The organism is Pseudomonas sp. NY15437 (assembly GCF_048068435.1).
GTDB lineage: Bacteria > Pseudomonadota > Gammaproteobacteria > Pseudomonadales > Pseudomonadaceae > Pseudomonas > Pseudomonas nitroreducens_B.
The window spans coordinates 59,221-82,405 of sequence record NZ_JBLUQC010000007.1 but is presented as its reverse complement, the minus strand read 5'-3'; the positions used below and the strand labels follow the sequence as shown (position 1 = coordinate 82,405).

Sequence of the window (23,185 nt, the reverse complement as noted above, 5' to 3'; positions counted from 1 at the left end):
GAGCCGGTATAAAGGTCCGCATCCGAAGCTAGGAGGTCAACTCAAATGAAGTCCATGCCGATCGCACTCGTTGTCAGTCTCAGCGTCCTTGCGGCGTGCGGAGACAGTAAACCCACTGGTGGTAATGGGCTGGCCTCTAACGGCTTTGTCGAAGGCACGCCGAAGTTCGAAATGCCGGCCTCTTTCGTTTACGAGATGGTGCATGCCAAAAACCCTGAAGCACTGTATGGCACTGAATTCCGGGTTCGCGAGGTCAACGACTGGAAATCCAAGGACTGGACTCTTTGGGTAGTGTCGAACTCTTACTCCGACGCTAAGTCCACTATAGCTGGCTCGACTGGCATCGAGGATGCCCACAACCGAGCAATCCGAGAAGGCAATGCCCTCTTCGAGACGAAGAAAGCTCTGGAGCAGAATGGGTTCCATCTCAAGTACAACTACCTCAATTACAGCCTCATGCCGGCCATGACGAAGAAAAAAGCTGAGCGCAGCTTGGGCGTTGGAATGACCTTCGACGGTGCAAAGTGTGGACAAGGATTCATCAATTGCGTCGATCGGTATTTCTACTCGCCGGCGGCCCGTTTCAAAGCAGAGTCTGGCCAAGGCAAGACTTTCATGGAATGGACCAGGCCCTACACCCTTTTCACTGAAGACGGCATGGGGAAAGCTGCTCTGTACGTTGCAAAGTCAAAGGGCTTCGGATCTGGTGATGGTGAGAAGGCCGAGTTCTACGATTGGTGGCCGACCATGATCTTCCTGGTCAACCCGAACAACGAGGTAGTGAGAGCGTGGCTTCCGCAGGCTGGCAATGATGCCGGGTGGGCAAATATTCTTCGTGGGGTTGCAGAAACCTTTGGCACCGACCTCGATGACATCAAACTCGAGGGCCTTCAACGGAATCCATACATTCAATTCCCGGCCGCTGTTTACCATGGCAGCAGTGCAGAACAGGTAGCGATTGAGGAGATGAAAAAGGCAATGCAGTCACTACAGGGGACGGCTCTTTGATCGGTGAACTTTTCTTCGAGGATCGAGGACAGTTGATTGCTGCCTTCATCCTCGACCTGCAGGGAAACCTCGTTCGCCGATCTCTGAGCGGTTCGCCCGAAGCTCTGCTCCCTTATGCTGTTGAGGTAGTCACCCTTGCAGAAGAAGTTTCTTCTCCTCGCCCCTGGTCCATTACTCCGGAGGCGGTAATCTCCAGAGTGAACCAGGTGGCTCAGCTTCAACCAAAGGTGCTGGAAGCATACCCAGGAAGGGTCGTACAGAAGATGAGCCTCCCCTTTGCAGCACCGGTGGATTCTAGCGAGACAGAGGCTGCCATTTTTCAGGCCATCGACGTGCTGCCTGGCTTGGACGAGGACACCGCAAACACTGTCCGGGAGACCCTTGCGATTCATGGCGTCCATCCGCTTCCAGTTTTTGGCACATTCAACGAAGAGATTCATCAGGCGCAAGCCGGTGAGCTCTGTGTTGGTGAGATCAGGAAAGTTGCGGATGGTTGGTTCTCAAACATGAAGGTGTACCGGAAGGCGTTGGTTCGATCCGCATAGGTTACGAGCTTGAGTGTGTGCCACTACCGGCAACGAACAAATTTTGGTGACAGCGATGCGCAGCAACCACATGCATGACGACTACGATACTGACACGAGCTATCTACAGCAGGACGACGCGTTCTCAGTCAACGAGATGGTTGAGGAGTGGACCTCTTCCGCAAATCCCTTCGTATCGCGGATGGTAGCCAAGCTTACTGTCGGTGCATCGTTCCAGGCGCTACCGATGGCCACGTTCGTTGACCTGGTCGCCACCGCGGCAGTTGCAAGGCCCCGGGAAACTCTGACCTTTGACGTACTTCTGGGGGGCTCGTCGGCTTCGCCTCTGGTCGACATGACTCTCCGTGGAGTTGATGGGAGCAATCCGCCGATCTCCGCCGACAACGCTGGGTTCTTCAACTACGCACTAGCATGGTTTGGTGTGCACCGGCCGAGCTTCCGCGTCTCGGTCCGAGCTGATGGCCTTTTCTGGGTACACCTCCCCGACTAGTCCCACAGGTCACAACAACCAATAAAGAAAAAGGCTATCCAGGTCACCCGGGATAGCCTTTTTCTTTGGGGCTTAGGTCAGAGGCCGAAGTCCATGTCAGCCATTGGGTCAGGCACAAACATTGGTTGAGCAGGAGAGACGATTGCGGGCTGCTGCGGCGGTTCCTGATCAGGAGCCGGCTCAATCGGTTCAACTCGGGATTGAACGCTATCGCCGTGCTGGCCAAGAGGTGATGCTGCAGTGCCGTTGTCAGCCACCGGTCTCCGGCCGTTGGCGTAGTCGGTCATGGCTTTCATGACCTCTTCAGGTGCCCCGATGCTCAGGGCCATGTGTCGGTTCAGCATGTTGAGGAATACGATGCCTCGGATTCCCTGACCCAAGCTCTTGTAGCGGTTATAGAGGTCAGGGTACTGATCGCTTCGAAGGGTCATCTTGACCTTAACCAACTGCTGATCAGTGTGCGCCGGCGGAGTGTAGTCCGTCAGAGTAACCGGCCAGAGGCTTAGGCATGCCTCCGAGATGCTGAACACCATCTGATTTCCAGACTTTCGGCTGTGCTGCCCCAGGGCCTCGATCAGCGCGTCATGGTGGCCCGGCGTAAGGGCAGCTCGAATCTCTACCTTCTCCATCTACCGGTCACCCTTGCCGGACCACAGCATGCTCTTTGAAGTATTGAAGGATCATGTACCGGTAGTAGCCCCGGACCACAGACTTGTCCGGGTCTTTGGCGCAGTAGATCGGGCAGGTGATGTGGCGCTTCATGTGGGATCTCAGAATGGTTGCCCCGCCGCCGGCAGCGACCATCCCGCTCAGGAAGTCGGTCGACCCCCAGAGGTGCTTGATGAAACGCGGAATGACCTGATCAGCAAAGTTCGTGCAAGCTGGGAGGCTGATGGGCTCCATGTCGATCTTGGTGCCACGCCACATGAAGTGTCCTTCACGAAGCCAGACATCCATCGTGTACTCATTGATCTGGCTGTCGAGGGTGAAACCCTTCGGCAGCTTCGCGCCCTTCTTCGCGATCAGGTCATTCAATTGCTCCGGGTTGCTGAGCGACGTGTAAATGTCCTTGTGAATGTCCGAGACACCGCTGGACTCACCGTAGCGTGTATCGCTTACCCGGCCATTGTTGAATCCACCTCCATCAATGGTGCCGTAGCCGATATCAATGATTCCCCACCGGCCCTTACTCATCGCAGTGGTGTCGATCGGTTTACCTTCCTCATCGAGGAGGTCCGGATCGAACCATGGCCCTGCAAACTGAGGCAGAACCTTCACCATCTCGGGTTGATAGCCATCTTCACGGGCCCAGGCTTTCAGGTCACGTTCAAAGTCAGCCGAGTGAGTGTTCACGAACTCGGTGGGAAGGCCTGTGACGATGACAGGATTTTTGATCCCCACATCCTTGAGGACCTTCAGAAAGAGGACTCGGATCTCATCCGACTTGTAGAAGCTCGAGTCGGTGCTTCGCGAACGAGCCCCTTCCTCTCGGCAGTCATCGCCGACCAGGTACTTGCGTCCATTCTTGGTTTGAAAAGCATCCTTACTCAGAGCCCCACCCAACCCTGTCCCCGTGTAAGACGCAACGAGGGAAGGAAACTCTCCCTCCTTTCCGTTTCCTGCTTTGTAGGAGGTCGAACCATTGCCCAGGTCAATGGCAATCAGCTGTTCGAGTTTCATCGTCATGTACATCCCCTCATGGTTCCAACAGCGCTTGGAATTGCCCGCGAAGAGCGAGCCACTCTTCCATAAACGCTGCGATATTTTTCTGTTGCCGAAGAATGTTGCTGCTGTGCTTACCGAGGTAGCAGTGGGAGATGACCTCCCTGGTAATCCAGGGGGACGTCGACCTCCGACGTTGCCCCTGCAGAGCCCCTTCAACCTCAGCGGGTTCTGGTTCTCTTCCAAGCTTTGTAGTCAGTGACGCTCTCAACTCCCTGAGGATATGGCCGCGTTTGTACTCAGCGATCGGCGTGGTCTGCCGTTTTCCAGTCGCCCGATTGAAGTAGGTAACAACTCGGAAAACAGGCTCAGTTGGCCCAAGCGGATCGCTTGGAGACACATCCGGCCTGCAGATAATCGACCCGTATCGTACAGGCTGACTCGACTCGTTGAACTCGAAAACGGCATGCCGAAGTTCGTCATCGACTGCATTGAACCTGGTGATCAGTTCTCTCAGACGGGTTGCAGCAGGCGCTGCGTTTTCGGCTAGTAACCCGACCCAGGCACTGATCACTGACCCAAACTCTTCTGTACGAATGGTCTCAGCTCCGGCGAGCTGGTGAGCCCAGCGGCTAGCTCGATCCGAGTGATCAAGAAACTCGCTGATCATTCGAAGGAGATGACCAGACTGTCGCTTACCCAAGAGGTCCTCAAGGATTGGCCCGACGTCTCCCGGCGCGCTTGGCTGAATCACCATTCGCCGGCTAGCCAACCTCCCAGTCTCGTAGTCATTGCACTTCAAGTAGAGGCGCAGTGATCCAGCAGACCTTTTCGCAGGACTCCACTTCCAAAAAGTGGAGTAGGTCTTTTCCCCAATGGTGAGCGGAAAATGAGAGAGCTCGATCTCCAGGCCCATCAGTAGATCGCTGGCCACTGCAGCCATCGTTAGGACTTGCTGCTCGATCGAGTTGAGTGTTTCTTCGCGCGCTGCCAGCGCCCTTTCGAGCTGCTGTACGAAGTCCTTTGAGAGGCTATCCCTGACTTCTTTCTTCACAACCTCACCTCGATCGCCGTTTTCCGTCCATTTCGTAACGTTGAGGGCTTTTGGGACACCTCATCTAGCCGTTGGCAACCCAAGCATCCCCATATCCGCCGTTGCGATTCCCTACCAACCCCGTCAGTCCCCGCTAGTCGCCGAATAGGGCCGCTCAATGCTCCGTTTCTACATTGCCACCTTGCACTCTGAATCCCCGGAGAAATCCCCCTTTCTGCCGCAGATAGCCGTGTGGTGGCGTTGGAATCCCTTATTGCGCCGAACAAAGCCCCTTGGTTCCGCAGCCTGGAATGGCGCAAATACCGAATCAGCACTTTGACTACCGTATGCATGCTTTTTTGGTTAATTTGGTAAATCGAAATGGACGGGAGAAAAACAGGAGCGCCAATTTTCCAGAAATTCGCGTTCCTGGATTTTCCCATAAAACCCCGTCTAATGTATTTATGCGGAACTCCATGATTTTTGGTTTCCCGCGTGGTTTTACAAAATCAACAATCATCCGACGAAGTAAAAATGCAAAACCGGCTGAACACGACCCAATCAGCGCGCTACCTGGGCATATCTCGGCAGACGCTGTCCAAACTCGCTAAGTCCACACTCCCTCCAGACGGCCAGGAAGCAAACAGAAGGCCTTATTGGCTGCAGCAGACTCTTGATCACTTTCGAGCCGGGATCGATCGCCAGAAGCCAATTGCACTGGTGCTCGTTGGCGGGTCTCTGGATGGTGTGGGATTTCAATCCCAGCCCAGGGCACTACCCCTCCTGGAAGGGATGAGGTTGGAGCGGTTTGAGATACCCGCAGGATTGAAGAGCAGCCAACTCATCGAGGTGGTGAACGAGATCAGCAGAACTACCCCCGCTGCACTCATCCTGCCCCTCTGCACTCCTCTCTCTCCCTATGCAGCAGTAGTGGCCGACCTTTGTAGCGACCTGGCCGTCACCGTGATGCTGCAGCCACAGCAGTTGTAAACATTCACCGCGGGTGCTGCCATGAAGCCAGCTGAAGGTGGGGAATCGTTGGGAGATCTTGACCTCGCCGTTCAAACACGCAGCGTCGTTCGTCGAGATCTCAGCGAGGCCTGCGCTCATCAATGGCTGCGGTTGGATCGAGAGCGGAGACTTCTGTAGACCTGGTCGATGTCGAAGCTCTGCACCATTGGCACTCCTGGAGGGAAAAGAAACTCTATGCAGGTGCCAGTACAAGGCCTGGCATGAAGTGCGCGAGGTGCTGGGGTCGGAGCGCATATGGCTCACCGCCCGAGCAAGTAGTAACCCGTACGGCAGAGCACTGTCTCCGCTTCCGTACAGCCTTCTGAGAATGGAGCCACATAGCCAGCGTTGGTAGCGTTGTCATGCGAACGCTTCAATGGCGGTTGGCGCGAGATTGGTGCATCAGCATGACTGCCCAACCCGAAGTGACGAGATGCCCTAGACTTCTAGTCTTGGCTTTCCTGCCCCACGATCAGGCAGTTCTGCTCAAGCCGCCCTCCTCACGGCTATTCACCCACTACATCTGAAGGCACTCTTTATATAGGCAGCATTCAGTGCATGGTGAGAGCAGGGCGAGTAGCTACACCTGTTACGTCAATGGGGCGGCCGCTGCAGTAGAGATTCTTCAGCGCATCGATGGTCTGGGCGCCAACCCCAATCCGATTGTTGAGGTAGCAGACCACCAGTTCCAGGTCTGCGACTCCGGTGCTGTCCATCCAAACGACCTCCCCGAGCACCTCTCCGCTGTCCTGGTAAACCAGAGAGACCAGCGCCGGCATCCCCTCGACCCGGTCGGCAACCCACCCCCTTATACGCTTCGAATTCGCGTTGTCATGGGCGACGACAGCTGCCATTGCGTCGCTGAGTACACCGATCATCTGTTTTGTTCTCCATTTTGCTGATGTGGTGACCATAACGCCGCATCTCATGTTTTCCAGGGATCGGTAAATCTTTTGTTGAACACCCCGTCGAATTCCAGGCGTCAAAACCCCGATGGATACTGGCGTTGCGCCACTTTTGGCTTTTGACCCACCTCACACAAAGTAGGCGTGCTTGTCCCCAAATCAGGCTCGGACCCGCCTATTTCGCGGGATTTCAGCCTGTTTTTTTGGGTTGCCTGTCCTTTTCTTGACCCATAAAATCGCGTCGAACTACCGAGGGACAATCTACGGATGGCCATCGGAGTGGGTGAAGGCGACAGCTAGAAAAGCTGCGCTCACCAGTTGAGGGGGGGGCCAGTCGACGAAGTGTCGATTGGAGACTGTTGCGGTGTCGGAGTCCGACACCGCGACGCTTAGGACCGGCTTTTCTCGCCGGAGGAGGGGCCATGCGCTCTCAGCGCAATAATTGGCTGACCGGGATGACTCATGACGAGTTCCTGCAGGTCGATCCGTGGAAGATCGTCTGCCATCCCGAGTCACGACAACAGTGGATTGCCGAAGTCCGCTCCAAGCTGCGCGCCAGCCTGAGCGACGACGAGATCCTGTCCATCCTGCACATCGGCTTGCACAAGGCCGTTGTGTCCGCGCTCAAGCATCACAAGGATGTCGAACCTCATCGCCGTGCCACCTTTGTCATCGGGGCTGCGCTGGCCTACATCCGCTGTGAAGGCATAGGTTCGGTGTTCGAGGAAATCCCCGGTAGCACAGCTATCAATATGGGTGACCTCGTTTCTGACCTTGGGCCGCGGTCGCACTCGATGGAGTCCGACTACCACTTCGCCTCTGCTCAGTTCTCTGAAGCGCTGGAGTACGCACCTCAGTTCCTAGCTGACGGTACCCTCCTCCCTGATGAGACTGGCCAGACCTGTCACCGCTACATTGAGCAGATCCGCCACCGCCTCACATCCCGCGAGCACCACATCCTTCGTCTTGCCGTCATTGAGAACCAGTGCTCTGTATCCATCGCAGAGATTCTGAACCTCTCCAACCGACAGACCTGGAAAGTACGCCGCGGTTTGAAGCGCAAGCTGGAAGAGATCGCCGCTGAAGTAGGTGCCTCGACCGATTTCATCCGATCGGTGGCAGGAGTGGCGGAATGCAGCGCCAGTCAATAACCGAGTTCCTACACGAAAAGGTCTACCCCGAGATTGATGCGGTGGCGGAAGGCCTACTCGACCATCTGAAGCCGACGAAGTTGCAGACGTCTGGCTCGTATCGCCTCGTATGCCCTGCCTGTAATAAGCACGAGGCGTTCCACCTGCCAGGTTCCCACCTCATCCATTGCCCACGAAAGAACAAGTGTGGGAAGCAGACATCCCTTTGGGATGTCATGGAGGCCTCCGGGTACTCCAGGAAAGAGATTGTTGAGCGGCTGTGCCAACTAGCTCGTGTAGAGCCTCCTTCCAGCAGTAACCCCGAGGGCGTGGTCCACAACAACGCCCCGGCCGCCCTTACCCCTGGCCGCGCCATCATCCAGGTGACTCAGCTCCTCGCGCGCAAGTATCCAAAGCTCCTTCAGGATCTACAGAGCGATCGTGGCTTTTCTGACGACCAGATGGCAACGATGCGGCTCGGTGCCTATACCACAGCCGAGGAGGTCATGAGCCTTCTCGAGGAGCGTGGAATTTCCAAGGACGTTGCCATTGCCAAGGGCTATGTCCTGGTCGAAGAGCATGACCATTCCAAGTACCGGCGCGCGATGAATAATCGGGTGATCGGTTACTGGCCTCACCCCGACGGTGACGTACGGTTATGGGGTCGCCTTCCCGCGGGTAAGGGTGACCAGTGGAATAAGAAGTACCGTTTTGCTGACAGCCTGAAGAAAGACGTCCCCTACCTGTTCAGCATGAGGAAGCCAGGTCCGCTGATCGCGGTAGAGGGAACCTTTGACGGATGGTCGATCCAGTTCATGGGGTTCTGGGGCACTGCTATCGGCCAGAGTTCGGTCAATGCCGCACAAGCGGCTCACCTCGCCAGCGAAGGGGTTACCGAACTCGCGCATATGGTTGATGGGGACGCTGCTGGCTACGACGGCGGTCTCACCACGATCAGGAACTGCGAATCTGCCGGGATCGTGACCTCCATTATTCCGCTCGGCGAAGGCATGGACGATCCAGATGCTCTACGCAAGGCGGGTAAGACGGCTGTATTCGCGAGCCTCATCGACAATCGAATGAATGCCGGCCAGTTCCTGGCCCGCATGTGCCATGCGTACTCGATGGAGTCTCCACCCAACGTCGCCGGCATTAGAAAAATTCACGCCCTGGTTCCCCTCCTCTCCCCTGTCTCAGCCAAACACTGGCTGGACTGGAGTCTGACCCTGGGCGTTGGTATCTCGCAGGACACCGCAGCAGTCCGCCTTCTGAACACCTTCATCAACGGTGGTGTGGAAGTAGCTGAAGCGTTGGACCTGGTCCTGAAACGGACTGGAATTCGAATCACGCTCACACAGGAAACAATCCATGGCTGAAGGAAAAGCAAGCAGCCCCGTTCGACAGATCCTCACGCTGATCATCCTGGTCACTCTGATTCTGTGGGTCGGGAAGATTTTTCTCAGGACTCCAGAGTATCGGCACGTGGAGGTCTGCTACTTGCCGCACAAAGTGGGGCATCTGATCTGGGTTGACGTGTGGGGAGCGCTGGTGCCTGACGACACCGCTTCTTACCTCAAGCACTCGCGCGACCTCGAGGCATTTTTCAACTCCTGCATCCAGCGCACTTCGCACTGGGGCTTCCTCCGCTATTTTGGCCCAAGCAATCAAGGTGATAACAATGGCTGACACACGCAGCACTGAAATCAAGGTTCCCACCAAGGAAGTTCGAATCACCGGGGAACGTACTGCGACCCTTGTGGGACTGGCAATCCAGGCCTCCCGGATCGATACCTCGATTCTGGCGATGAAAATGGCTGGCCCCGATACCCGCCGCCGGGCCAATGAGGCTTCCGAGCGCTGGGAGCGCGCGGTAGCCCAATTCGAGGCCGAAATGCGTGAGGTCCGAATTGACCTGGATCTGACTCGCACTGCTCCTCGCCAGGCCATCCGTGCCGCTCAGAAAGCTGATGCCAAAGAAAAGGTGCAGCAGGTAGCACCGGCCAAGTCGAAGCCGGGCAAGCAAAAGCGCAAGAAAAAGGCGAGCCCGCAAGCGCAAGGTCAAATCGGGGCCGCGAAGCAGCCGCAACCTGCAGCTGCAGCTGCGCAATCCAAATCGCAGCAGAAGCCAGCCCCCGCCGCGGACAAGAAACCCACCCCAGCCGCCGAACCGGCCGCCGCAGAAGCGTAAGTGAGGAGTGACGATGAGCAGCATGAGCAATCTCAAGGAGGCCACCCGGCTACTGCCGGGTTGGGTGCCCCCGTTCTTTCTGTCGTGCCTGGTTGTAGGTCTCTACGTCGTGGCGCTGTTCACCTATAACGACCGACCGAGCGAGCTGGTTGAGACAGCAACGACGGCTGCCATCGTCCTCTCCACCGTAATCGCCTTCGGCTTCCTGGTAGCCGCGATCGTCAAGTCCGAGCAAGGCAGTCTGGGCAAGTCGATGAGCGACGGATTTTCCCGGGGTCTGACCTTCGTTTGGGCAACCGCGTCGGGTTGTCTGGCAGTCTTCGTTGGTGCAGCTGGGGTCTATCGAACTGTCCTGGACAACCTCGGGTACAGCATCTCTGCCGTTTTGGTTGTCGCCATTCTCGGGATGGCGTACTGGGCAACATCCAACAAGCAGGAGGCAAAACCCGAAACCGATCCGATTTCTGGCATGTCGAACTCGCTTGCACTCCCTGCCAATTTTGCGCAGACCCCAGCTCAACGGCCGGCATTTCAAGTGACAATGGCCGACACCACTCGCCTGGCCATGCACCAAGCTGGCCGGATCATTGCCTACAAGGGCAGCAATTGCCTGATCGATGGCGAGTTCTTTGCTGACCTCGATCTCAACGCACGGACCGCGAAAATCTTCTCGGACATGAACCTGATCGCCACCAGCCAGTTCATCAACTGGCGCATGCACATGCTCCTTATCGGCAGTGCGGCGGAACATGTCATCCGAGGCACTTCAAGTGAGGCGGCCTTCGATGACCTGCAGAGCTTCGACGACCTGGCGGTGAAGTTCCTGATGCTTGGTGACGGCCGCCATGCCTTCCTGGCTCCGGCGAGCGAAGCGGAGGCCACACTCAAGGCAGCGCGCCTTGGCATGATCCGCAAAAACGTCTGGTCTCGGTGCCTTGCCGCAGCCGAAATGAACAAGGAAACCATCCTGCAACTCGTCAGGCTGATGCGTATCCAGCCCTGCCTGACCCACGGGGACCTCAAGCACCTGCTGGAGAAGGTCGAGATGCCGCTCGATTTCCCGGTTGCCGAGTTCGATACCGATGAGATGATGGAGCGAGCCCTTCTGGGACTGATTCACGAGGCTGAACCCGTCGATGAGGATGTAGGGATCGAATCTTCGGCATTGGATGTTGAGCCGCAACCTGTGCGCGACAATGTGCGTGAATTCCCAACTCGAAACTCCACACTCCAGGCCTGATCGACGGAAACAAAAAAGCCCCGCAATGCGGGGCTTTTCTTTTGGTGGTCAGCTACCGGGGGAAACCTCCACCCGGTCCCGACCATTCCGTTTTGCTGTGTACAGCGCCTCGTCAGCGAATCGGATCGACTCTTTCACCGAGTTGCGGAGGTCGGACACGCCGGCGCTGAACGAGCAGCTGAACGAGCTCCCATCTTCGGCCTGGAACTGAATCGACGTGAAAACCGTCCGCAGCCTGTCCACCACACTCTTCGACTGTTCCTGGTTCGCGCCGACCATCGCGATGGCAAACTCCTCTCCCCCGATGCGGCCGACGTGGTCTTCGGAGCGAAGCGAATCGGACAGCACCTCAGCCAGGCCCACAAGGACCCGATCACCGATTGGGTGCCCAAAGGTGTCGTTGACCGTCTTGAAGTGGTCGATGTCGATGAGGACCAAGGAGCTTGGGCGACCCTCGGTGAGGACAGCTCCGGCCGACGTCATGAATTGGCCGTGGTTCAGGAGGTTCGTCAGGGGATCACGCCGCATCCTCGACTCGACAGCCTTAGATCGGCTGACAATCGACTTCAGCGCCCGAATGAAGGCGTCGCGCTTCAATGGCTTCTGCACGAAGCCATCAGCCCCTCTCGACAGCGCCAGCAGTTGACGCTCAGCATTCGATTCCCGGCTGAGGAAGATGATGGGGATGGTCACGTCCCGATCCTGCCGGATGATTGAGGCTACAACGTCACCATTCGCGTCCGGCATGTGGAAGTCACTGACAAGCACGTCCGGCCGGAACCTGCTGATCGCGTCCAGTACCTGACTTGGGTGCTGGATGTGCTCAACCACCAGCCCTGCCTCGGTCATGATCTTCTGAGCGACGTAAGCGTCAGTTCTGGAGTCATCGAGCAGCAGCACCCGATACCCCTCAATCTCGATATCACGGTTCCTACTCCTGAACAGGCTTCTGAGCTGACGGATATCGTCATCCTGGGAAAGGATTCGAACCTGGCCCAACACCGTGGCTACCCGGCGCTGCTCGAAGGATAGGGCTCCACTCTCGGCAACCAGCACCACCAAGGCATCTGCCTCTGAAGCTGCAACGAGGGATTCAACGAAGGCCAGGCCCTCGGAATCACCAAGCAACCCAGAGCCGACCAGAATCATGCTTGAGCGTCGAATTGCCTCCCGATCTTCGGGTTTGATCTGCATTCCAACCCCCAGCGCCAGCACATTCGCCCCCATTGCCTGGAGTCCGCGGGCCAAATCCTGCGACCGGTCACCAAAACCAGGAACGAAAAGGGCAGCTGGTCCTTTGCCCTTGGCCAATGTGTCATTCGCTCTACGGCTTATGGTTTGAAGTTCTTCCATCATGCAATCGACCTCGGAGATTACGGCGTCAGAGAGCGAGGACGCTCGATTGGTTACGGCGAGTAGCCCTCGAACACTGGCTGCATAGTCCGCCCCGCCGGCAATGCCAGAGAGGGCGTGCACCGCGTTGGCCAGGATCTGGCGAAGGACATCCAGATGGCGAAGCGTCGGCCTCGGCCGCACCTGTAACCACCAGGACGTCTGTAGGGCATGGTTTACGGAACTGATCATCAGGGGAGGGTCTCCTCGCCCTAATAGTGTCCAGGGAGTGCCCCGAATCCGAAGGTCCGTACCTGAACCCGCAGTGCTGTGGCGATTCAGACTGAAGGCGACTCAAAGCCGTGGCGCAATGTCGGGTTTCGTCATCAGGCAGTTCAAGGAATGGCGGGTGGTTCTGGCACTCGAATACACGCGAGAGGATGAATGCATGACGGAGGACTCGAAATGCATCAGATCAATCGCGAAGCGCTGACCAACCCGGAATGCCTACAGGCCGCACGCCGGCTGCTAGCCAGCAAGGGCGTATGCGATGACGCTACGCCCGCGTCAGTCCGTGCCGTGGTCGAGGCCGTACAAGCCGGGTGGTTCATCATCCCCGAAGGTCGCACAGGCTCATACACCAAGCGCCAGTTCGATAGCTTCGACCGCTGCTTTGCCGTGGCGCCTTGGATTCGCCAGATTCAGGTCGAGGCGAAAGCGTTTGACCAGGTGCTTAAAAACAGGCTCGGCAACCGCTATAGCCTCACTTTCCCAGGCGGGATGAAGCTGACCGCGCCAGCCCTCAAGGCAGACGCCCTTCCCTACCGCGTGGCCCGGCTACCGCTCACCTTCCAGGCAGGGGAATTCAAGCCCGATCTTCTGGTTTCATGCCTGGAGGATACGCAACAGACCTGCCGGAGGATTCGATCCGAAATTGCAGCGCTGGACCCTGATTGGGTGCTGAGCCCAACAGCTACCGTCGCTGACCTCTACGCTCACCTCAGGCAACATGGTCACGAATCCCTGTTGTTGACCGTGCTGCTCTCCACCCGGCCTGGTTATCTCCCCTTGGAGGACCAGCGCTGGCTGAAACAGGTACAGAGCGGACTGATGCCGCCGGCGGAGTTCGAGCGCCGGGCAGCAGAACGGGACCTGGCGCAGGCTCAGGCGTCGCGCGATGCCTGGCAGTCACGGTTCGCTCGAATTCAGACCCTGGCTTCGGTCCTGGACGGGCTCCCGTCCTACCATCAAGCGACCATTACCCGCAGAGTCAGGCAAGCAGACCGAAGCGCCACCCCCAAACGCAAGGGGGCAAAGCTGGTGATCGACCTGGGAGACTGGCATGAGATTGGCGATCGCCATGCACTTCGGGACGGATTCGAGCTGGCGAACTTCGTCCTAGCCCTGGATATGGAATTGGGCAAAGCAGAGCCGACCTGGCCTTCGTACCATGACGCCGAGAACGCAGCGTTCGAGAAGATCCTGTTGCTCAGGACGGAAATGGCCCAGCAAGCCCCTGCGCGGGGCCGTGGTGATGCGTTCGACGAATTCACCGACGGTTACGAGGGGTCAAACGGGCATGCCGCCTAGAGCCTCGTAGAGACCCCAGAGCCCGATTAGCACCCCAGCAACCCCCAAAAGGGTCGTGGGCTTCGACATGAAGGTGCGCAAACCCCACAGGAGAGGGGACTGCCGGGCGGCCGCCAGTTCGGCTGCTAGTCGGTCCCTTGCCCCCTCAGCGTTAGCCTGGCCGTCCAGGTGAAGCTGCACCTGTGCACGCAAGTGCTTGATGTACTCGGGCACCGTCATCTCCGAAATGTTCTTCTCCCAGGTGTTGACCACCTTCAGGTCACTGGCCGGCATCGGGCGTGAGCGTCCGGTCCGTTGTTCGGGATCGCTGTAGTCGAAGATGAACCCCATCTGGTCGTACCCCCTGTTCCTTCGGATCAGGTTGTCACCTTCAGCCTCGGTTTCACTGAGCGAGATCGAGTTGACCACCGCGGTTGGGAATTGGCGCAGGAACTGGGCAGCGGCGGCGAGGAGATACGTGCCTACCCGGTGTCCCTGGAGCGCATCGGGCGAAACGTGAATAAACCTCCTGCCGTGCCCATCAGCCCCACCGAGCGATGCCTTCGGGGGATTGCTCACTCTGTTTACGCCGGCGGTCAGGCCACCACTCCCATTGAAGGGGGAGTTGTTGCTGATCGCCTGATAGGTGATCTCTAGGGACGCCCCGTCCGCTGTCACCACCTCTCGTCGAGTGACGAGGAGGACTGCAACCTCACACTCCCTGTCGTTTCTGTCCCCGACGATCAGGACTGAAGTGCTCGTCGTGTCATGACGTGGCACTTCTCCAATCGCACGTTCGGATTCCACTTCCAGCACGGTGACTACTCCTGATCGGGGTGGCTCGGAGTTGCCTTGAGGAGCATCTCCAGCAGATTGCATTGGGGGGTGATTCTGGCACGCGAAATCGGCCATGAGGATTGGGATGCCATCAATCACAGAGGCATCTCACCATGGAAACCATGCTCAGCAATCTGAACGCGATCTCCGCGGCGCGCATTCGCCTGCGGGATCTCAACATGCAGGAGCTTCCCCAAGGCATCGCCTGGTCCTGCATCGTGTATCTCAACGGGAAGCGTCTCGGCACCATCCAAGACCCCGGAGAGGATCACCCCCTGTCCATCGGTCTCGATCAAAGCCAGGTGAAGGCGTTGGCCGGTGCGCTGAAGCAGCAGGGCTACAAGCTCAACGCTGAAGCAGCCCGGCGCATCGATGCCGACAACGACATCGAGTACCTGGAGCAGGCGCTGCCGCAGATGGCAGACGAGGTGGAGTGGTTCAATAAGGCCAAGGGCCTGCTGAAGAGCAACACACTGTTCCGCATCAAGGGGGACGTGGCGGAGACCTTCCGCGTAGTTCTCGCTCCCTACTCTGAGAAGACCCAGGAAACCCTGCGCCAGCTGTACGGCGATGACCTGGAACTGATCCTGAACACTCAGCTGCGAGGTGTATCCCTCTAACGAATGTCGTTCGGCCAGGCCGGCAGGTTGCCGATCCATCCTGCCGGGCCTGGCTCCCCCACCCGCTTCTGGCACGCCCCACCTCGACTGATCATGGCCTCCATCAACTCACACCGGAGCGGACCATGACCCAAACTCTACAACCCACCTCCCAGCAGCATGACCACCCCTGGTGCCTGGTCTACGCCGACTACCCATTGGGTGAGCCGGTGATGGACGCGCTGATTGGACCTCTGTTCTTCGAGACCAAGCGCAAGGCCCTCCAGCAGTACCTGTGCCAGCTCGCCCCGCGCCTGGAGGCCGATGATGCACTCAAGGCCTACCTCGGCTCCCTGGATGAAGTGGTGCAGCTGCACCCCCAATTAGTGACGGAAAGCAGCGATCAACTGTGTGCTGCGGCCGAGACGCTGGACCTGGAAGTGCTCGACCTGATCTGTAGCGCTTACAGCCACAACGAGCAGTCCCAGGGCCGTGAAGTGATCCTTCTGCTCGAGCAAGTGCCGTCGCTGTGGCGCTGGAAGGCCGCAGAGGCCGAGGTACAAGCCGAACAAGCGCCAGCATCGGAACGTCGGTTGCTGGTGACCTTCCACCCGCAGGCCTGGCAGAACGACTATGCAATTGCCGTTGACCCCGGCCCCATCCAGATCGACGTAACAGAGGAGATTCTGGCGATGGGCCGCGACCAGGCGCTGCGCCTCACCGACGACAGCGATGAGTCCGACACACTTCGCCTGGCCCGGCTGGCCCCGGACTGGGTTCGCGATTGGGCAGGCCCGCATGCCATCGAGTGTGAGGATGCCATCGCAGAGTTCTTCGCGGAGCAAGGGGCGGCGGTGCCAGCGCCTGCACGCCTCCCAGATTCCAGCCCCGCAATTTGACCCTGACCTACGCCGGCGGCCCGTTACCATCCGGGCATCCGGCAATCCGACCCAGAGGCTCCCTGTGCGCCCCATCGACATCATCCTCAATCTGGCCCTGGCCGCCACCATCCACAGGACCGACGCTGCCGTTGTGAAAACTGGAAAGCGCCTTCTCAAGCAAGTGGAGGGACGGGATCGGCAGTCGATTTTTGATGTGATCAACCAGAAGTCACCGTGTCGCTACATCATCAACCACGTGAAGTCGATGCCTGACGAAGTGATCTTCATGGACCTCGAGGCCGAGCGTGTGGCTCCTCACATCCAACTCGCCCGAGCGAAAGCCGCGGCCCAAGGTCATCCGGTGAAGTGATCAGGAACCGACCATGCAGACCCAACATGCACCTTCCACCCCTTCCCCGCGACTGAGCCTTCACGAATTCATCGTGCTGCGCTCGCTCGGACCGCTCCGCTATCTCCGGGACGATGAGTCACCCCTCTGGAAGGTCGGCCGTAACTGGACGTATCTACCTGCCCGCCGGCGCGCCGCAACGCAGGCGTGTGAAACGCTCACTTCCCGAGGCCTGGTGCGGAAAGAGAATGGCCACTGCTCCCCTCAGTACGGGTCCATGAGTGCGTATGTGCTCACCGATGCGGGTAGAGCTCTGCTGGCCCAGGTCAATGCGATCACGCACCGATCACGGCCGAACATCTGCGGCGAGTCATCTTTTGCCAGAATTCGCCGACTACTTGGGGAACCGTGCCGAACACTGCCGGATGCAACCGCTGCTCGACAGCGATGATGGCAGATTATTAGCATCACCCACCAATCACCAACCAATACCCTGAAGAAGCGCGCCCGCTGCTTTCTCCCTCACGGATGACCGTCAATGAACAAAAGTGGATACCTGTGCTTGGCCCTCATGCTTGCTGTAGGAGGTCCAAGCTTCTTCCTCCCGCCTGAAATCGCCGGCGTGTCTATCGCCTCGATCGTCCTTCTCTCGTTCGTGTACTTCGTGTACTTCCTGATCAAGAATGACCTTCACCACAACATCATCGGGGGCATCCTGCTCTCCTTCCTGGTCATGGCTTTGGGCGTCATTCCGGTCATTGGCTGGATCATCGTCCTCGGTTTCGTGATCTACAACATCGGGAGAGCCCTGGAAGGCCTCAAGTGCTTGTTGCCGGATGTTCTCGCCAGTGCGGTGATCTACGGGCTGCTGATCGCCCGGTTCGCGCTCAATGTTCGGGACCCAGCAGTCATAGCTGGCCTTGCCGGTTGCTATCTGGTTGCGACGATCTTCTACTGCCGCACCCTCAACGGCCTGACCACGCAGAACGCCCTGTTCAAGATGAGCGTCATGTGGCTGTCCATCCCCTTCGCCGCGCTGACCATCATCTCGATCGTTTCCGCCCTGGGGAACCTATTCCGTACCATCAGCAGCACGGTGACCCGTACGGTCGTAACTCCGCAGGTGGTTTCGGCTCACATGCGCGCCGGCGTGCCAATCGACGCCTATACCCGCAACATCTCCACCACTGTCACTTCCACGGTGACCAACATCGCGCCAGGCGCTGGCGTGGTGACCGCTGGGGTGGCCGGCGAAGTGTCGCAGAAGGTGAAGAAAGAGAAGGTGCGGGCTTCGGAGTGAAAGCCCCAAAACGCCGGCCGATGGTTGAGCCAATCACATCCCTCGTTACGATGGCATTGAAGATCGGCCCTAGTTCCTAGGAAGAGAAGCAGTTGAGTCCCATGATCAAGCAGAAACGACACATGAACTGGCCCTATATTGCGCTGCTGCTGGCAGCGGTCTCAGCGAGCAATGCCTGCGCCGATCAGCAGGTGAACATCCCTGCAGGCTCTGTGATCGAGTGCACCCCGTATCCAAGCATCAAAACACTCGACGAAGACGTCGCTAATAAGGGGGGAGTGCTAACTATTGGGAGCCCCATTAAGTGCGTGGTCACGAAGGATCAGGTAGTCCCGATGGAGTCGCAGTTCTTTGGCCAAGTGGTTGAAGGCGCTGTTCCGAATTCCTACGCCTTTAAGTGGGAGGGTTGGCTGCTAGAGGATGGGCGTTCGGTGCGCTTGAGCAACGCTCAACGTGAGCAGCCATCTACTAGCCAAGGTCAAACTGGCCATCTACGTCTGACCTTTAAGAACGGCCTTGCGGCCAGCTCTTCAGCCAATTGAGGAGATGAGACCTTGGCCAAGCGTTCACGAATCGAAGAGGCAAAGCTCGATGACGGGAAGTACATCGCAGAGTGCAGAGAGGCTACGCTGATCGGAGCGGCCTCAAATGGTCACTCACAGATCTGGCCCAAATGCGAAATGCTGGTCCAGGGCGATCGGGCTTTCTTCTACCGTGAAGGGAAACTCTTGTGGGACTGCAACGCAGCGTATGCAGCGGACCACTTCGATATCTCCCCCCTATTGAACGCCTGAATTCCAGACGTGATGGAGACTTCGATGAAACTCAGTCCAGCTCAGCAACGAGTGATGCTCTGGCTCAGTCAGGGATGGGGAGCCCGCGTCTCCCACGGCGCGGCTGTCGAGATCAACGGCAATCGCGTGTGCAATGTCGACACCATGACGGCCCTGACCCGGATGAAGCTCGTAGAGCGCGAAACGCGCGCACCTTACTGGATGGCAACGGCAGAGGGGCGGAAGCTGAGTCCCAACTACCACCCAGACAGCGAATCCTGAGGGCATAGCCCTCTGGTTCTGGCACAACCCTCCAGCCAAGAGAATGGCGGCTTCCATCTCATAGGAGCCGCCGAAGATGACCGGCAAGATCCTCAGCTTCAAACCCCACCTTCAGTTCCAGGACACATGTGGTGTCCCACTCGATTCGATGCCCTCCCAAGAGCCCTTCCGGAAGGCCATTGCCGGCCGCCTTGGCATCGCGCCGGCGGCACTCCATACCGAAAGCCAGTGTTTGGAAGCCGGAAAGAAACTCTTCAGCACTGCGAAGAGTCCCGAAGAATGGCTCGCGGACGCGGAGGCACTGGTCCGAGCAACAGCCGAGTCCATACTCCTGTCGCACAAAGGCCGCATCGACCCGAAAGGACGAACCGCTATTGCTGTAGCTAAGGAGCTGCTCGCGGGCCGGCACATAACCCGTGAGCGGAAGGCGCAGATCGAGCGCCTGATGGAAAGTTCGCCTGACCTTGTTCATGCCGAGCCGCCGCAGGCGGTAAGAGCAGGTAGTTCAGGGGAAGTGGATTATCCAAGCCAAGGTCGCGACCCTGCCGACTGGCTCAACCTGGGCAGTGACGAAGCCCGGGAACTGTTACGAAGCTTTAGCCGGGATGAGTCAAAGGTCTTTCGGGTGGCGTACCAGGGCGGAATCTTCGATGTGAGCTTCAAGCCCGACACCGGGGAGCAGATTGAGACCAGCCACGGGACACTCCAGGCCGGGCCGGCGCAAGTTGATGCCTTGGCGCGCGGTGACTGGTGGTACAGCACCGTCGAGGTGCAACTGCGTAGGCAGGGCGGTTCGCACGTCACAGAAGTGGCGGCCGTCTGCGCGATATGGCTTCGAGTACCAAGCTACTCCTCGGCACACGAGGTAATTGTCGCCATGTGCGACGCCGTTCTGACCGACATTCCGTTCTGAACTGCGTAAGGTTGGCTCCGAATTCGCACCCGAAGATCGGCGCCGACCCGGAGTTCGAGTTCGGTTCCTTTTTTCGGGGCGCAATGGAGCAACACGGCCACCGCCACGACAAACCGGCCTGATGGCGAACAGCTCCAGGCTGGAATCCAGCCCCTACGATACGACTTGATCGCCCGTGGACGGCAAGTACCCCAGGTGCCTCCCCCCGTAGTGGTGGTTCTGGCACGCCCAGGTCCACCAGAAGATGGCTCCATCGCAAACGAACTGTCTTGGAGCCATCCCATGAACGCAGCCTTCGAAGAAGCACTCGCCGCTCGCCTCTTGTGGGGCAAGTACATCGTCCTCGCACGCACTGAAGGGTGCGAGGAGCAGGCCGAACAAGCCGAGCAGGCGGCCATCGATGCGGTGCACGATCTGGCATCCAACGACGTCCTGAAGCTCCGCCACTACGGCCCTCACGCTCCAGTGATTCTGCAGTTCGTACCGCACCTGGCGGACCAGTACAACATGGCCCACGAACACTACACCGAGGCCTACTACGAGAACTTCCACAAAGGGTTCATCGGCAGCATCCAGGCCGATTGGCTGGCCCCGGTGAAGCCTCTGGAGCTGCCCTACACCAAATGGCTTGTCGCGGTGGATCAGTACATCGCGGAGCAGCTGGGTGGATCGTTGGAAGACGCCGGCGTGGTTTCCTACAGCCAACCTCGCGCCTTGATGGGGGCATGGAGCGATCGCCTCGCCCCGGAGGCAGCAGGTGCCGCAGTGCTCGCTGAATACCAGGCCAAGCAAGGGCATGTGGGCCTCGCCGACATGGCCGCTGACTGGGAGTGTTGAGGTAAGGAACCCGGATCAGGCAGTGAGGTGTGGCCAGCGGTTCTGGCACGGCCCGCCTGGCCAGACAATTCCCTCATCACTTCAGGAGGTACTCACATGCAACTCATCACCGCACCCGCACAGTTCGCCCTCGACTTCAGTGCGCCGGCCGCCAGCCTCTGGCCTAGCCTGCCCATGTGTCCGCCCGGCCTGCTTCCGGATGCCGTGGTCGCCCTGGATGACCCATTGCTGGCAGTCTGCAGTCTGGAGATCCGCGAGCACATGAGGGCGCGCCGGACGTTCGACGAGATGCTGACCGAGATGCGAGCAATCTCCGATGTAGCAGAGCAACGCCAGCGTTACGGCTGCCGCGGTGTCCTCGGCCTGGGCGGTGCACGCACATACCAGGACGTCGGCACTCTCGAGTCGGTGATGGACTGGATGCACGATCACGAGCTGCATCGGATCAACCAGATCAAGCTGTCTCTGCCGACCACCGGAGAGGAAATGCTGGCCGCCCGGGAGCGTATCCAGCAGCGCATCGCTGCTCGCAAAGCCAAGCGCCAGCAAGCCGCGTAGGCGCCCCCTGACGGTGCTGGAGGGTAGTAGCATGGGCGGGTCGGGAACTAATGGCCATTTGCTTGTCTCAGCTGTATCGGCGCGATAGCCGTTGGACAATGCCCAAGGAGCAGGGGCGCTTGTCCCTCACCTGGCTCACGGCCCGGCGCGAGGCTCCATTCCTAGGGTGGAACGGGCCTGGAATCCTTCAGGATCGGTTAGCGCGCTGTGGTACGACCCTCGACAGTTGCATCGCCCTGCCGGCCACGCCGCGGCGATGCGGTTCGTCCATCCAAGAATGCATAGGGACTTTCATGACCAACGTTCTTCGTGGTTGTGCAGCGGCCGCAGCCGCATTGCTGGTGTCGGGTTGCACCAGCACCGCTCAGGACAATATCTCCAGCTGGTACCAGCTCCGCGAGAGTGACCCGCCCACCTACGCCGTAGGTACAGCCGGCTTCGACGGGAAGCTCGGAGATCCGCATGGGCAACGCCTGACTCTTCGTTTCCGAGATGCGGCAACCAAGACCCACGCGGTAGAGATCACGATCCGGAATGGGTTCAAGAACGACGGCACGTTTGTGTTGCCGCTGACACCGCGGGATTACGAGCTGTATCAGTTCGAACTGCAGTATTTCAGCCACGACGTTCAGGTTCCGACGGGGGAGTACCGGAACGAATGCACTTACTCGGGAGAGTCGGACGGCAAACGCTCGGATAGCTACTACTCCACCTCCAGGTCGACCTGCAGCTCAGGCCCGGTGACTTACACCGAGGAGCAATACGCCACCTACACCTCGCCCAAGTTCTCGGCCCCATTCAGGCTCACCCCGAACAAGACCTCGTACATCGGCAACTTCCTGGTGCAGTGCGACTTCCAGACCTCCTACAGCCGCAACAGCGCGCAAAGCTGCTGGCTGAACTACGGCGTAGGCGACACCGCCCCGGTGCGGAGAGCGCTTGAGGGCAAGAAAGGCCCCTACCCGCCTCTCTCCATTGTTCCCCTGGACGTACACGCCAACGAAGGCCAGATCCATTCGGCGTACTGAGCGCCAGCAAGCTGCGTAAACCAACCCCAATAACAGGAACCAGAAGATGACCTCACAGGCAACACAGGTGCGCCAGCCCCAGCAAACTCTCCGGATCGGCCCGCACTTCTTCAATGCGCTGAGTTGGGTTCGTCAAACCACCTTCCCGGCTGACCTGGAGAGTGGGCTGGTTGAGCTCGGCACATCCCCTGAGGTCGCCCGCGACATCAGCTGCACCTATGGGCATACCCAGCACCGGGATATCGTTCGGTTCTACGAGGAGTATGCGTATTCAGTCAGCAGCCGAGATTGGCAGGAGGCCCTCTCCGGCTTCATCTCCGCCCGCCTGGCCGAGTACGACAGGTACGGCAAGCACGAACTCCCAATGGTGAAGTACCTGCAGGTCCAGTTGGAGGAGACCAAATGCCCGAACTGAGCCTGGAGCAAGTAAAGGCCATCTACCGCGCGGCGATCGATCCTGACGTCAAAGACGCAGAAGGCTCTAGCTGGTGGCAAGCCGTCGCGGCGGAGGTCCGGGCCGTAACATCGGCGCCGACGGCCAAAGCTGCCGGCGAGATCATTGCCTGGTGGCATCGAGAGTGGAGCGCCGTCGGTGACCATCCGACCCGTGCAGCCCAGCGACTGCGTTCTGCTGCCCGGCGTTTCAACGCCTAGATTCGGGCCCGGACCAGAGATCAAGTGGCCGCCGACCATCCGACAACCATCGCCCTTGAGG

General features: G+C 58.7%; 28 protein-coding genes. 22 read left to right on the top strand and 6 right to left on the bottom strand.

Annotated features, from left to right (window positions below; genetic code table 11):
* Positions 1-45: 45 nt before the first annotated feature.
* The 3 genes from ACNFIA_RS17170 (at position 46) to ACNFIA_RS17160 (ending at position 2,043) form a co-directional block, all read left to right on the top strand.
* Entirely contained in the window at positions 46-1,008 is a 963-nt protein-coding gene (locus ACNFIA_RS17170) for a hypothetical protein (protein ID WP_370601940.1), read from the top strand.
* The gene (locus ACNFIA_RS17165) at positions 1,005-1,553 is read left to right on the top strand and encodes a hypothetical protein (protein ID WP_370601939.1); all 549 of its coding nucleotides are present in this window, start codon (positions 1,005-1,007) and stop codon (positions 1,551-1,553) included. Before ACNFIA_RS17170 ends, ACNFIA_RS17165 begins: the two co-directional genes overlap by 4 nt.
* 70 nt (positions 1,554-1,623) lie before the next feature.
* Positions 1,624-2,043 carry a hypothetical protein gene (locus ACNFIA_RS17160; protein ID WP_200890650.1) on the top strand — a complete coding sequence of 140 codons (420 nt, stop codon included), beginning with the start codon at positions 1,624-1,626 and terminating at the stop codon, positions 2,041-2,043.
* A gap of 77 nt (positions 2,044-2,120) precedes the next feature.
* Here ACNFIA_RS17160 and ACNFIA_RS17155 read toward each other — a convergent pair whose 3' ends face one another.
* Genes ACNFIA_RS17155 through ACNFIA_RS17145 form a run of 3 tightly spaced genes read right to left on the bottom strand, consistent with a single transcriptional unit; the run spans position 2,121 to position 4,759 of the window.
* Positions 2,121-2,672, bottom strand: coding sequence for a hypothetical protein (locus ACNFIA_RS17155; RefSeq protein WP_370601938.1), 552 nt, complete (start codon positions 2,670-2,672; stop codon positions 2,121-2,123).
* A 7-nt stretch (positions 2,673-2,679) separates the two neighbouring features.
* On the bottom strand, positions 2,680-3,729 hold the full coding sequence (locus ACNFIA_RS17150) for a ParM/StbA family protein (protein WP_024764887.1): 1,050 nt from the start codon (positions 3,727-3,729) through the stop codon (positions 2,680-2,682).
* Between the two features lie 10 nt (positions 3,730-3,739).
* The gene (locus tag ACNFIA_RS17145) at positions 3,740-4,759 is read right to left on the bottom strand and encodes a hypothetical protein (protein WP_416786935.1); all 1,020 of its coding nucleotides are present in this window, start codon (positions 4,757-4,759) and stop codon (positions 3,740-3,742) included.
* A gap of 513 nt (positions 4,760-5,272) precedes the next feature.
* Here ACNFIA_RS17145 and ACNFIA_RS17140 point away from each other — a divergent pair.
* Entirely contained in the window at positions 5,273-5,728 is a 456-nt protein-coding gene (locus tag ACNFIA_RS17140) for a hypothetical protein (protein ID WP_024764885.1), read from the top strand.
* A 572-nt stretch (positions 5,729-6,300) separates the two neighbouring features.
* Here the strand turns inward: ACNFIA_RS17140 and ACNFIA_RS17135 are convergent.
* Positions 6,301-6,627, bottom strand: a complete 327-nt coding sequence (locus ACNFIA_RS17135) for a hypothetical protein (RefSeq protein ID WP_024764884.1) — start codon at positions 6,625-6,627, stop codon at positions 6,301-6,303.
* A 449-nt stretch (positions 6,628-7,076) separates the two neighbouring features.
* Between ACNFIA_RS17135 and ACNFIA_RS17130 the strand changes: the two genes are divergently transcribed.
* From ACNFIA_RS17130 to ACNFIA_RS17110, 5 genes are read left to right on the top strand one after another with little or no spacing between them, the layout of a single operon-like run.
* A complete protein-coding gene (locus tag ACNFIA_RS17130) occupies positions 7,077-7,805 on the top strand; it encodes a hypothetical protein (protein WP_024764883.1) in 729 nt (242 codons plus the stop codon).
* Positions 7,787-9,160, top strand: a complete 1,374-nt coding sequence (locus tag ACNFIA_RS17125) for a hypothetical protein (protein ID WP_416786931.1) — start codon at positions 7,787-7,789, stop codon at positions 9,158-9,160. Before ACNFIA_RS17130 ends, ACNFIA_RS17125 begins: the two co-directional genes overlap by 19 nt.
* Complete coding sequence (locus ACNFIA_RS17120) at positions 9,153-9,470, top strand: hypothetical protein (protein ID WP_017520016.1); 318 nt, start codon at positions 9,153-9,155, stop codon at positions 9,468-9,470. The genes ACNFIA_RS17125 and ACNFIA_RS17120 overlap by 8 nt, the downstream gene beginning before the upstream one ends.
* Positions 9,463-9,972 (top strand): hypothetical protein, encoded by a 510-nt coding sequence (locus tag ACNFIA_RS17115; RefSeq protein WP_024764881.1) that lies wholly within the window; start codon positions 9,463-9,465, stop codon positions 9,970-9,972. Before ACNFIA_RS17120 ends, ACNFIA_RS17115 begins: the two co-directional genes overlap by 8 nt.
* Positions 9,973-9,985: 13 nt before the next feature.
* Entirely contained in the window at positions 9,986-11,212 is a 1,227-nt protein-coding gene (locus ACNFIA_RS17110; RefSeq protein ID WP_416786928.1) for a hypothetical protein, read from the top strand.
* Between the two features lie 48 nt (positions 11,213-11,260).
* Here the strand turns inward: ACNFIA_RS17110 and ACNFIA_RS17105 are convergent, their stop codons facing one another.
* On the bottom strand, positions 11,261-12,796 hold the full coding sequence (locus tag ACNFIA_RS17105; RefSeq protein WP_416786925.1) for a diguanylate cyclase: 1,536 nt from the start codon (positions 12,794-12,796) through the stop codon (positions 11,261-11,263).
* A 213-nt stretch (positions 12,797-13,009) separates the two neighbouring features.
* On the opposite strand from ACNFIA_RS17105, the gene ACNFIA_RS17100 reads away from it, so the two are divergent.
* The gene (locus ACNFIA_RS17100) at positions 13,010-14,134 is read left to right on the top strand and encodes a hypothetical protein (RefSeq protein WP_416786922.1); all 1,125 of its coding nucleotides are present in this window, start codon (positions 13,010-13,012) and stop codon (positions 14,132-14,134) included.
* On the opposite strand, the gene ACNFIA_RS17095 is transcribed toward ACNFIA_RS17100, so the two are convergent.
* Positions 14,114-14,929, bottom strand: a complete 816-nt coding sequence (locus ACNFIA_RS17095) for a hypothetical protein (RefSeq protein WP_416786920.1) — start codon at positions 14,927-14,929, stop codon at positions 14,114-14,116. The two genes, ACNFIA_RS17100 and ACNFIA_RS17095, sit on opposite strands and share 21 nt — an antisense overlap.
* Before the next feature lie 134 nt (positions 14,930-15,063).
* Here ACNFIA_RS17095 and ACNFIA_RS17090 point away from each other — a divergent pair, with 134 nt between their 5' ends.
* The 12 genes from ACNFIA_RS17090 to ACNFIA_RS17035 all read left to right on the top strand — a co-directional run bounded on the left by ACNFIA_RS17090 (position 15,064) and on the right by ACNFIA_RS17035 (position 23,124).
* Positions 15,064-15,570: a hypothetical protein gene (locus tag ACNFIA_RS17090; protein ID WP_416786917.1), complete on the top strand. Its 507-nt coding sequence runs from the start codon at positions 15,064-15,066 to the stop codon at positions 15,568-15,570.
* Between the two features lie 125 nt (positions 15,571-15,695).
* On the top strand, positions 15,696-16,448 hold the full coding sequence (locus ACNFIA_RS17085; RefSeq protein WP_416786914.1) for a hypothetical protein: 753 nt from the start codon (positions 15,696-15,698) through the stop codon (positions 16,446-16,448).
* Between the two features lie 64 nt (positions 16,449-16,512).
* Positions 16,513-16,800 (top strand): hypothetical protein, encoded by a 288-nt coding sequence (locus ACNFIA_RS17080; protein WP_024764874.1) that lies wholly within the window; start codon positions 16,513-16,515, stop codon positions 16,798-16,800.
* 517 nt (positions 16,801-17,317) lie between these two features.
* On the top strand, positions 17,318-18,079 hold the full coding sequence (locus ACNFIA_RS17075; protein WP_416786912.1) for a hypothetical protein: 762 nt from the start codon (positions 17,318-17,320) through the stop codon (positions 18,077-18,079).
* Positions 18,080-18,180: 101 nt separating this feature from the next.
* Complete coding sequence (locus ACNFIA_RS17070) at positions 18,181-18,621, top strand: hypothetical protein (protein ID WP_416786910.1); 441 nt, start codon at positions 18,181-18,183, stop codon at positions 18,619-18,621.
* Between the two features lie 276 nt (positions 18,622-18,897).
* Entirely contained in the window at positions 18,898-19,134 is a 237-nt protein-coding gene (locus tag ACNFIA_RS17065; protein WP_416786908.1) for a hypothetical protein, read from the top strand.
* Positions 19,135-19,210: 76 nt separating this feature from the next.
* Positions 19,211-20,047: a hypothetical protein gene (locus ACNFIA_RS17060; protein ID WP_416786906.1), complete on the top strand. Its 837-nt coding sequence runs from the start codon at positions 19,211-19,213 to the stop codon at positions 20,045-20,047.
* Between the two features lie 282 nt (positions 20,048-20,329).
* A complete protein-coding gene (locus ACNFIA_RS17055; RefSeq protein ID WP_416786904.1) occupies positions 20,330-20,884 on the top strand; it encodes a hypothetical protein in 555 nt (184 codons plus the stop codon).
* A gap of 96 nt (positions 20,885-20,980) precedes the next feature.
* Complete coding sequence (locus ACNFIA_RS17050; RefSeq protein ID WP_416786901.1) at positions 20,981-21,442, top strand: hypothetical protein; 462 nt, start codon at positions 20,981-20,983, stop codon at positions 21,440-21,442.
* 293 nt (positions 21,443-21,735) lie between these two features.
* Entirely contained in the window at positions 21,736-22,470 is a 735-nt protein-coding gene (locus tag ACNFIA_RS17045) for a hypothetical protein (RefSeq protein WP_416786899.1), read from the top strand.
* A gap of 46 nt (positions 22,471-22,516) precedes the next feature.
* Positions 22,517-22,885, top strand: a complete 369-nt coding sequence (locus ACNFIA_RS17040) for a hypothetical protein (protein ID WP_416786896.1) — start codon at positions 22,517-22,519, stop codon at positions 22,883-22,885.
* Positions 22,873-23,124, top strand: coding sequence for a hypothetical protein (locus ACNFIA_RS17035; RefSeq protein ID WP_416786893.1), 252 nt, complete (start codon positions 22,873-22,875; stop codon positions 23,122-23,124). Before ACNFIA_RS17040 ends, ACNFIA_RS17035 begins: the two co-directional genes overlap by 13 nt.
* The last annotated feature ends 61 nt before the right edge of the window (positions 23,125-23,185 follow it).

Excerpts from the sequence above, each read along its gene's own strand:
- ACNFIA_RS17170 (WP_370601940.1), top strand. The coding sequence starts at position 46 with ATGAAGTCCATGCCGATCGCACTCGTTGTCAGTCTCAGCGTCCTTGCG.
- ACNFIA_RS17160 (WP_200890650.1), top strand. The coding sequence starts at position 1,624 with ATGCATGACGACTACGATACTGACACGAGCTATCTACAGCAGGACGAC.
- ACNFIA_RS17155 (WP_370601938.1), bottom strand. The coding sequence starts at position 2,672 with ATGGAGAAGGTAGAGATTCGAGCTGCCCTTACGCCGGGCCACCATGAC.
- ACNFIA_RS17150 (WP_024764887.1), bottom strand. The coding sequence starts at position 3,729 with ATGACGATGAAACTCGAACAGCTGATTGCCATTGACCTGGGCAATGGT.
- ACNFIA_RS17140 (WP_024764885.1), top strand. The coding sequence starts at position 5,273 with ATGCAAAACCGGCTGAACACGACCCAATCAGCGCGCTACCTGGGCATA.
- ACNFIA_RS17135 (WP_024764884.1), bottom strand. The coding sequence starts at position 6,627 with ATGATCGGTGTACTCAGCGACGCAATGGCAGCTGTCGTCGCCCATGAC.
- ACNFIA_RS17130 (WP_024764883.1), top strand. The coding sequence starts at position 7,077 with ATGCGCTCTCAGCGCAATAATTGGCTGACCGGGATGACTCATGACGAG.
- ACNFIA_RS17125 (WP_416786931.1), top strand. The coding sequence starts at position 7,787 with ATGCAGCGCCAGTCAATAACCGAGTTCCTACACGAAAAGGTCTACCCC.
- ACNFIA_RS17120 (WP_017520016.1), top strand. The coding sequence starts at position 9,153 with ATGGCTGAAGGAAAAGCAAGCAGCCCCGTTCGACAGATCCTCACGCTG.
- ACNFIA_RS17115 (WP_024764881.1), top strand. The coding sequence starts at position 9,463 with ATGGCTGACACACGCAGCACTGAAATCAAGGTTCCCACCAAGGAAGTT.
- ACNFIA_RS17110 (WP_416786928.1), top strand. The coding sequence starts at position 9,986 with ATGAGCAGCATGAGCAATCTCAAGGAGGCCACCCGGCTACTGCCGGGT.
- ACNFIA_RS17105 (WP_416786925.1), bottom strand. The coding sequence starts at position 12,796 with ATGATCAGTTCCGTAAACCATGCCCTACAGACGTCCTGGTGGTTACAG.
- ACNFIA_RS17100 (WP_416786922.1), top strand. The coding sequence starts at position 13,010 with ATGCATCAGATCAATCGCGAAGCGCTGACCAACCCGGAATGCCTACAG.
- ACNFIA_RS17090 (WP_416786917.1), top strand. The coding sequence starts at position 15,064 with ATGGAAACCATGCTCAGCAATCTGAACGCGATCTCCGCGGCGCGCATT.
- ACNFIA_RS17085 (WP_416786914.1), top strand. The coding sequence starts at position 15,696 with ATGACCCAAACTCTACAACCCACCTCCCAGCAGCATGACCACCCCTGG.
- ACNFIA_RS17075 (WP_416786912.1), top strand. The coding sequence starts at position 17,318 with ATGAACAAAAGTGGATACCTGTGCTTGGCCCTCATGCTTGCTGTAGGA.
- ACNFIA_RS17070 (WP_416786910.1), top strand. The coding sequence starts at position 18,181 with ATGATCAAGCAGAAACGACACATGAACTGGCCCTATATTGCGCTGCTG.
- ACNFIA_RS17065 (WP_416786908.1), top strand. The coding sequence starts at position 18,898 with ATGAAACTCAGTCCAGCTCAGCAACGAGTGATGCTCTGGCTCAGTCAG.
- ACNFIA_RS17060 (WP_416786906.1), top strand. The coding sequence starts at position 19,211 with ATGACCGGCAAGATCCTCAGCTTCAAACCCCACCTTCAGTTCCAGGAC.
- ACNFIA_RS17055 (WP_416786904.1), top strand. The coding sequence starts at position 20,330 with ATGAACGCAGCCTTCGAAGAAGCACTCGCCGCTCGCCTCTTGTGGGGC.
- ACNFIA_RS17050 (WP_416786901.1), top strand. The coding sequence starts at position 20,981 with ATGCAACTCATCACCGCACCCGCACAGTTCGCCCTCGACTTCAGTGCG.
- ACNFIA_RS17045 (WP_416786899.1), top strand. The coding sequence starts at position 21,736 with ATGACCAACGTTCTTCGTGGTTGTGCAGCGGCCGCAGCCGCATTGCTG.
- ACNFIA_RS17040 (WP_416786896.1), top strand. The coding sequence starts at position 22,517 with ATGACCTCACAGGCAACACAGGTGCGCCAGCCCCAGCAAACTCTCCGG.
- ACNFIA_RS17035 (WP_416786893.1), top strand. The coding sequence starts at position 22,873 with ATGCCCGAACTGAGCCTGGAGCAAGTAAAGGCCATCTACCGCGCGGCG.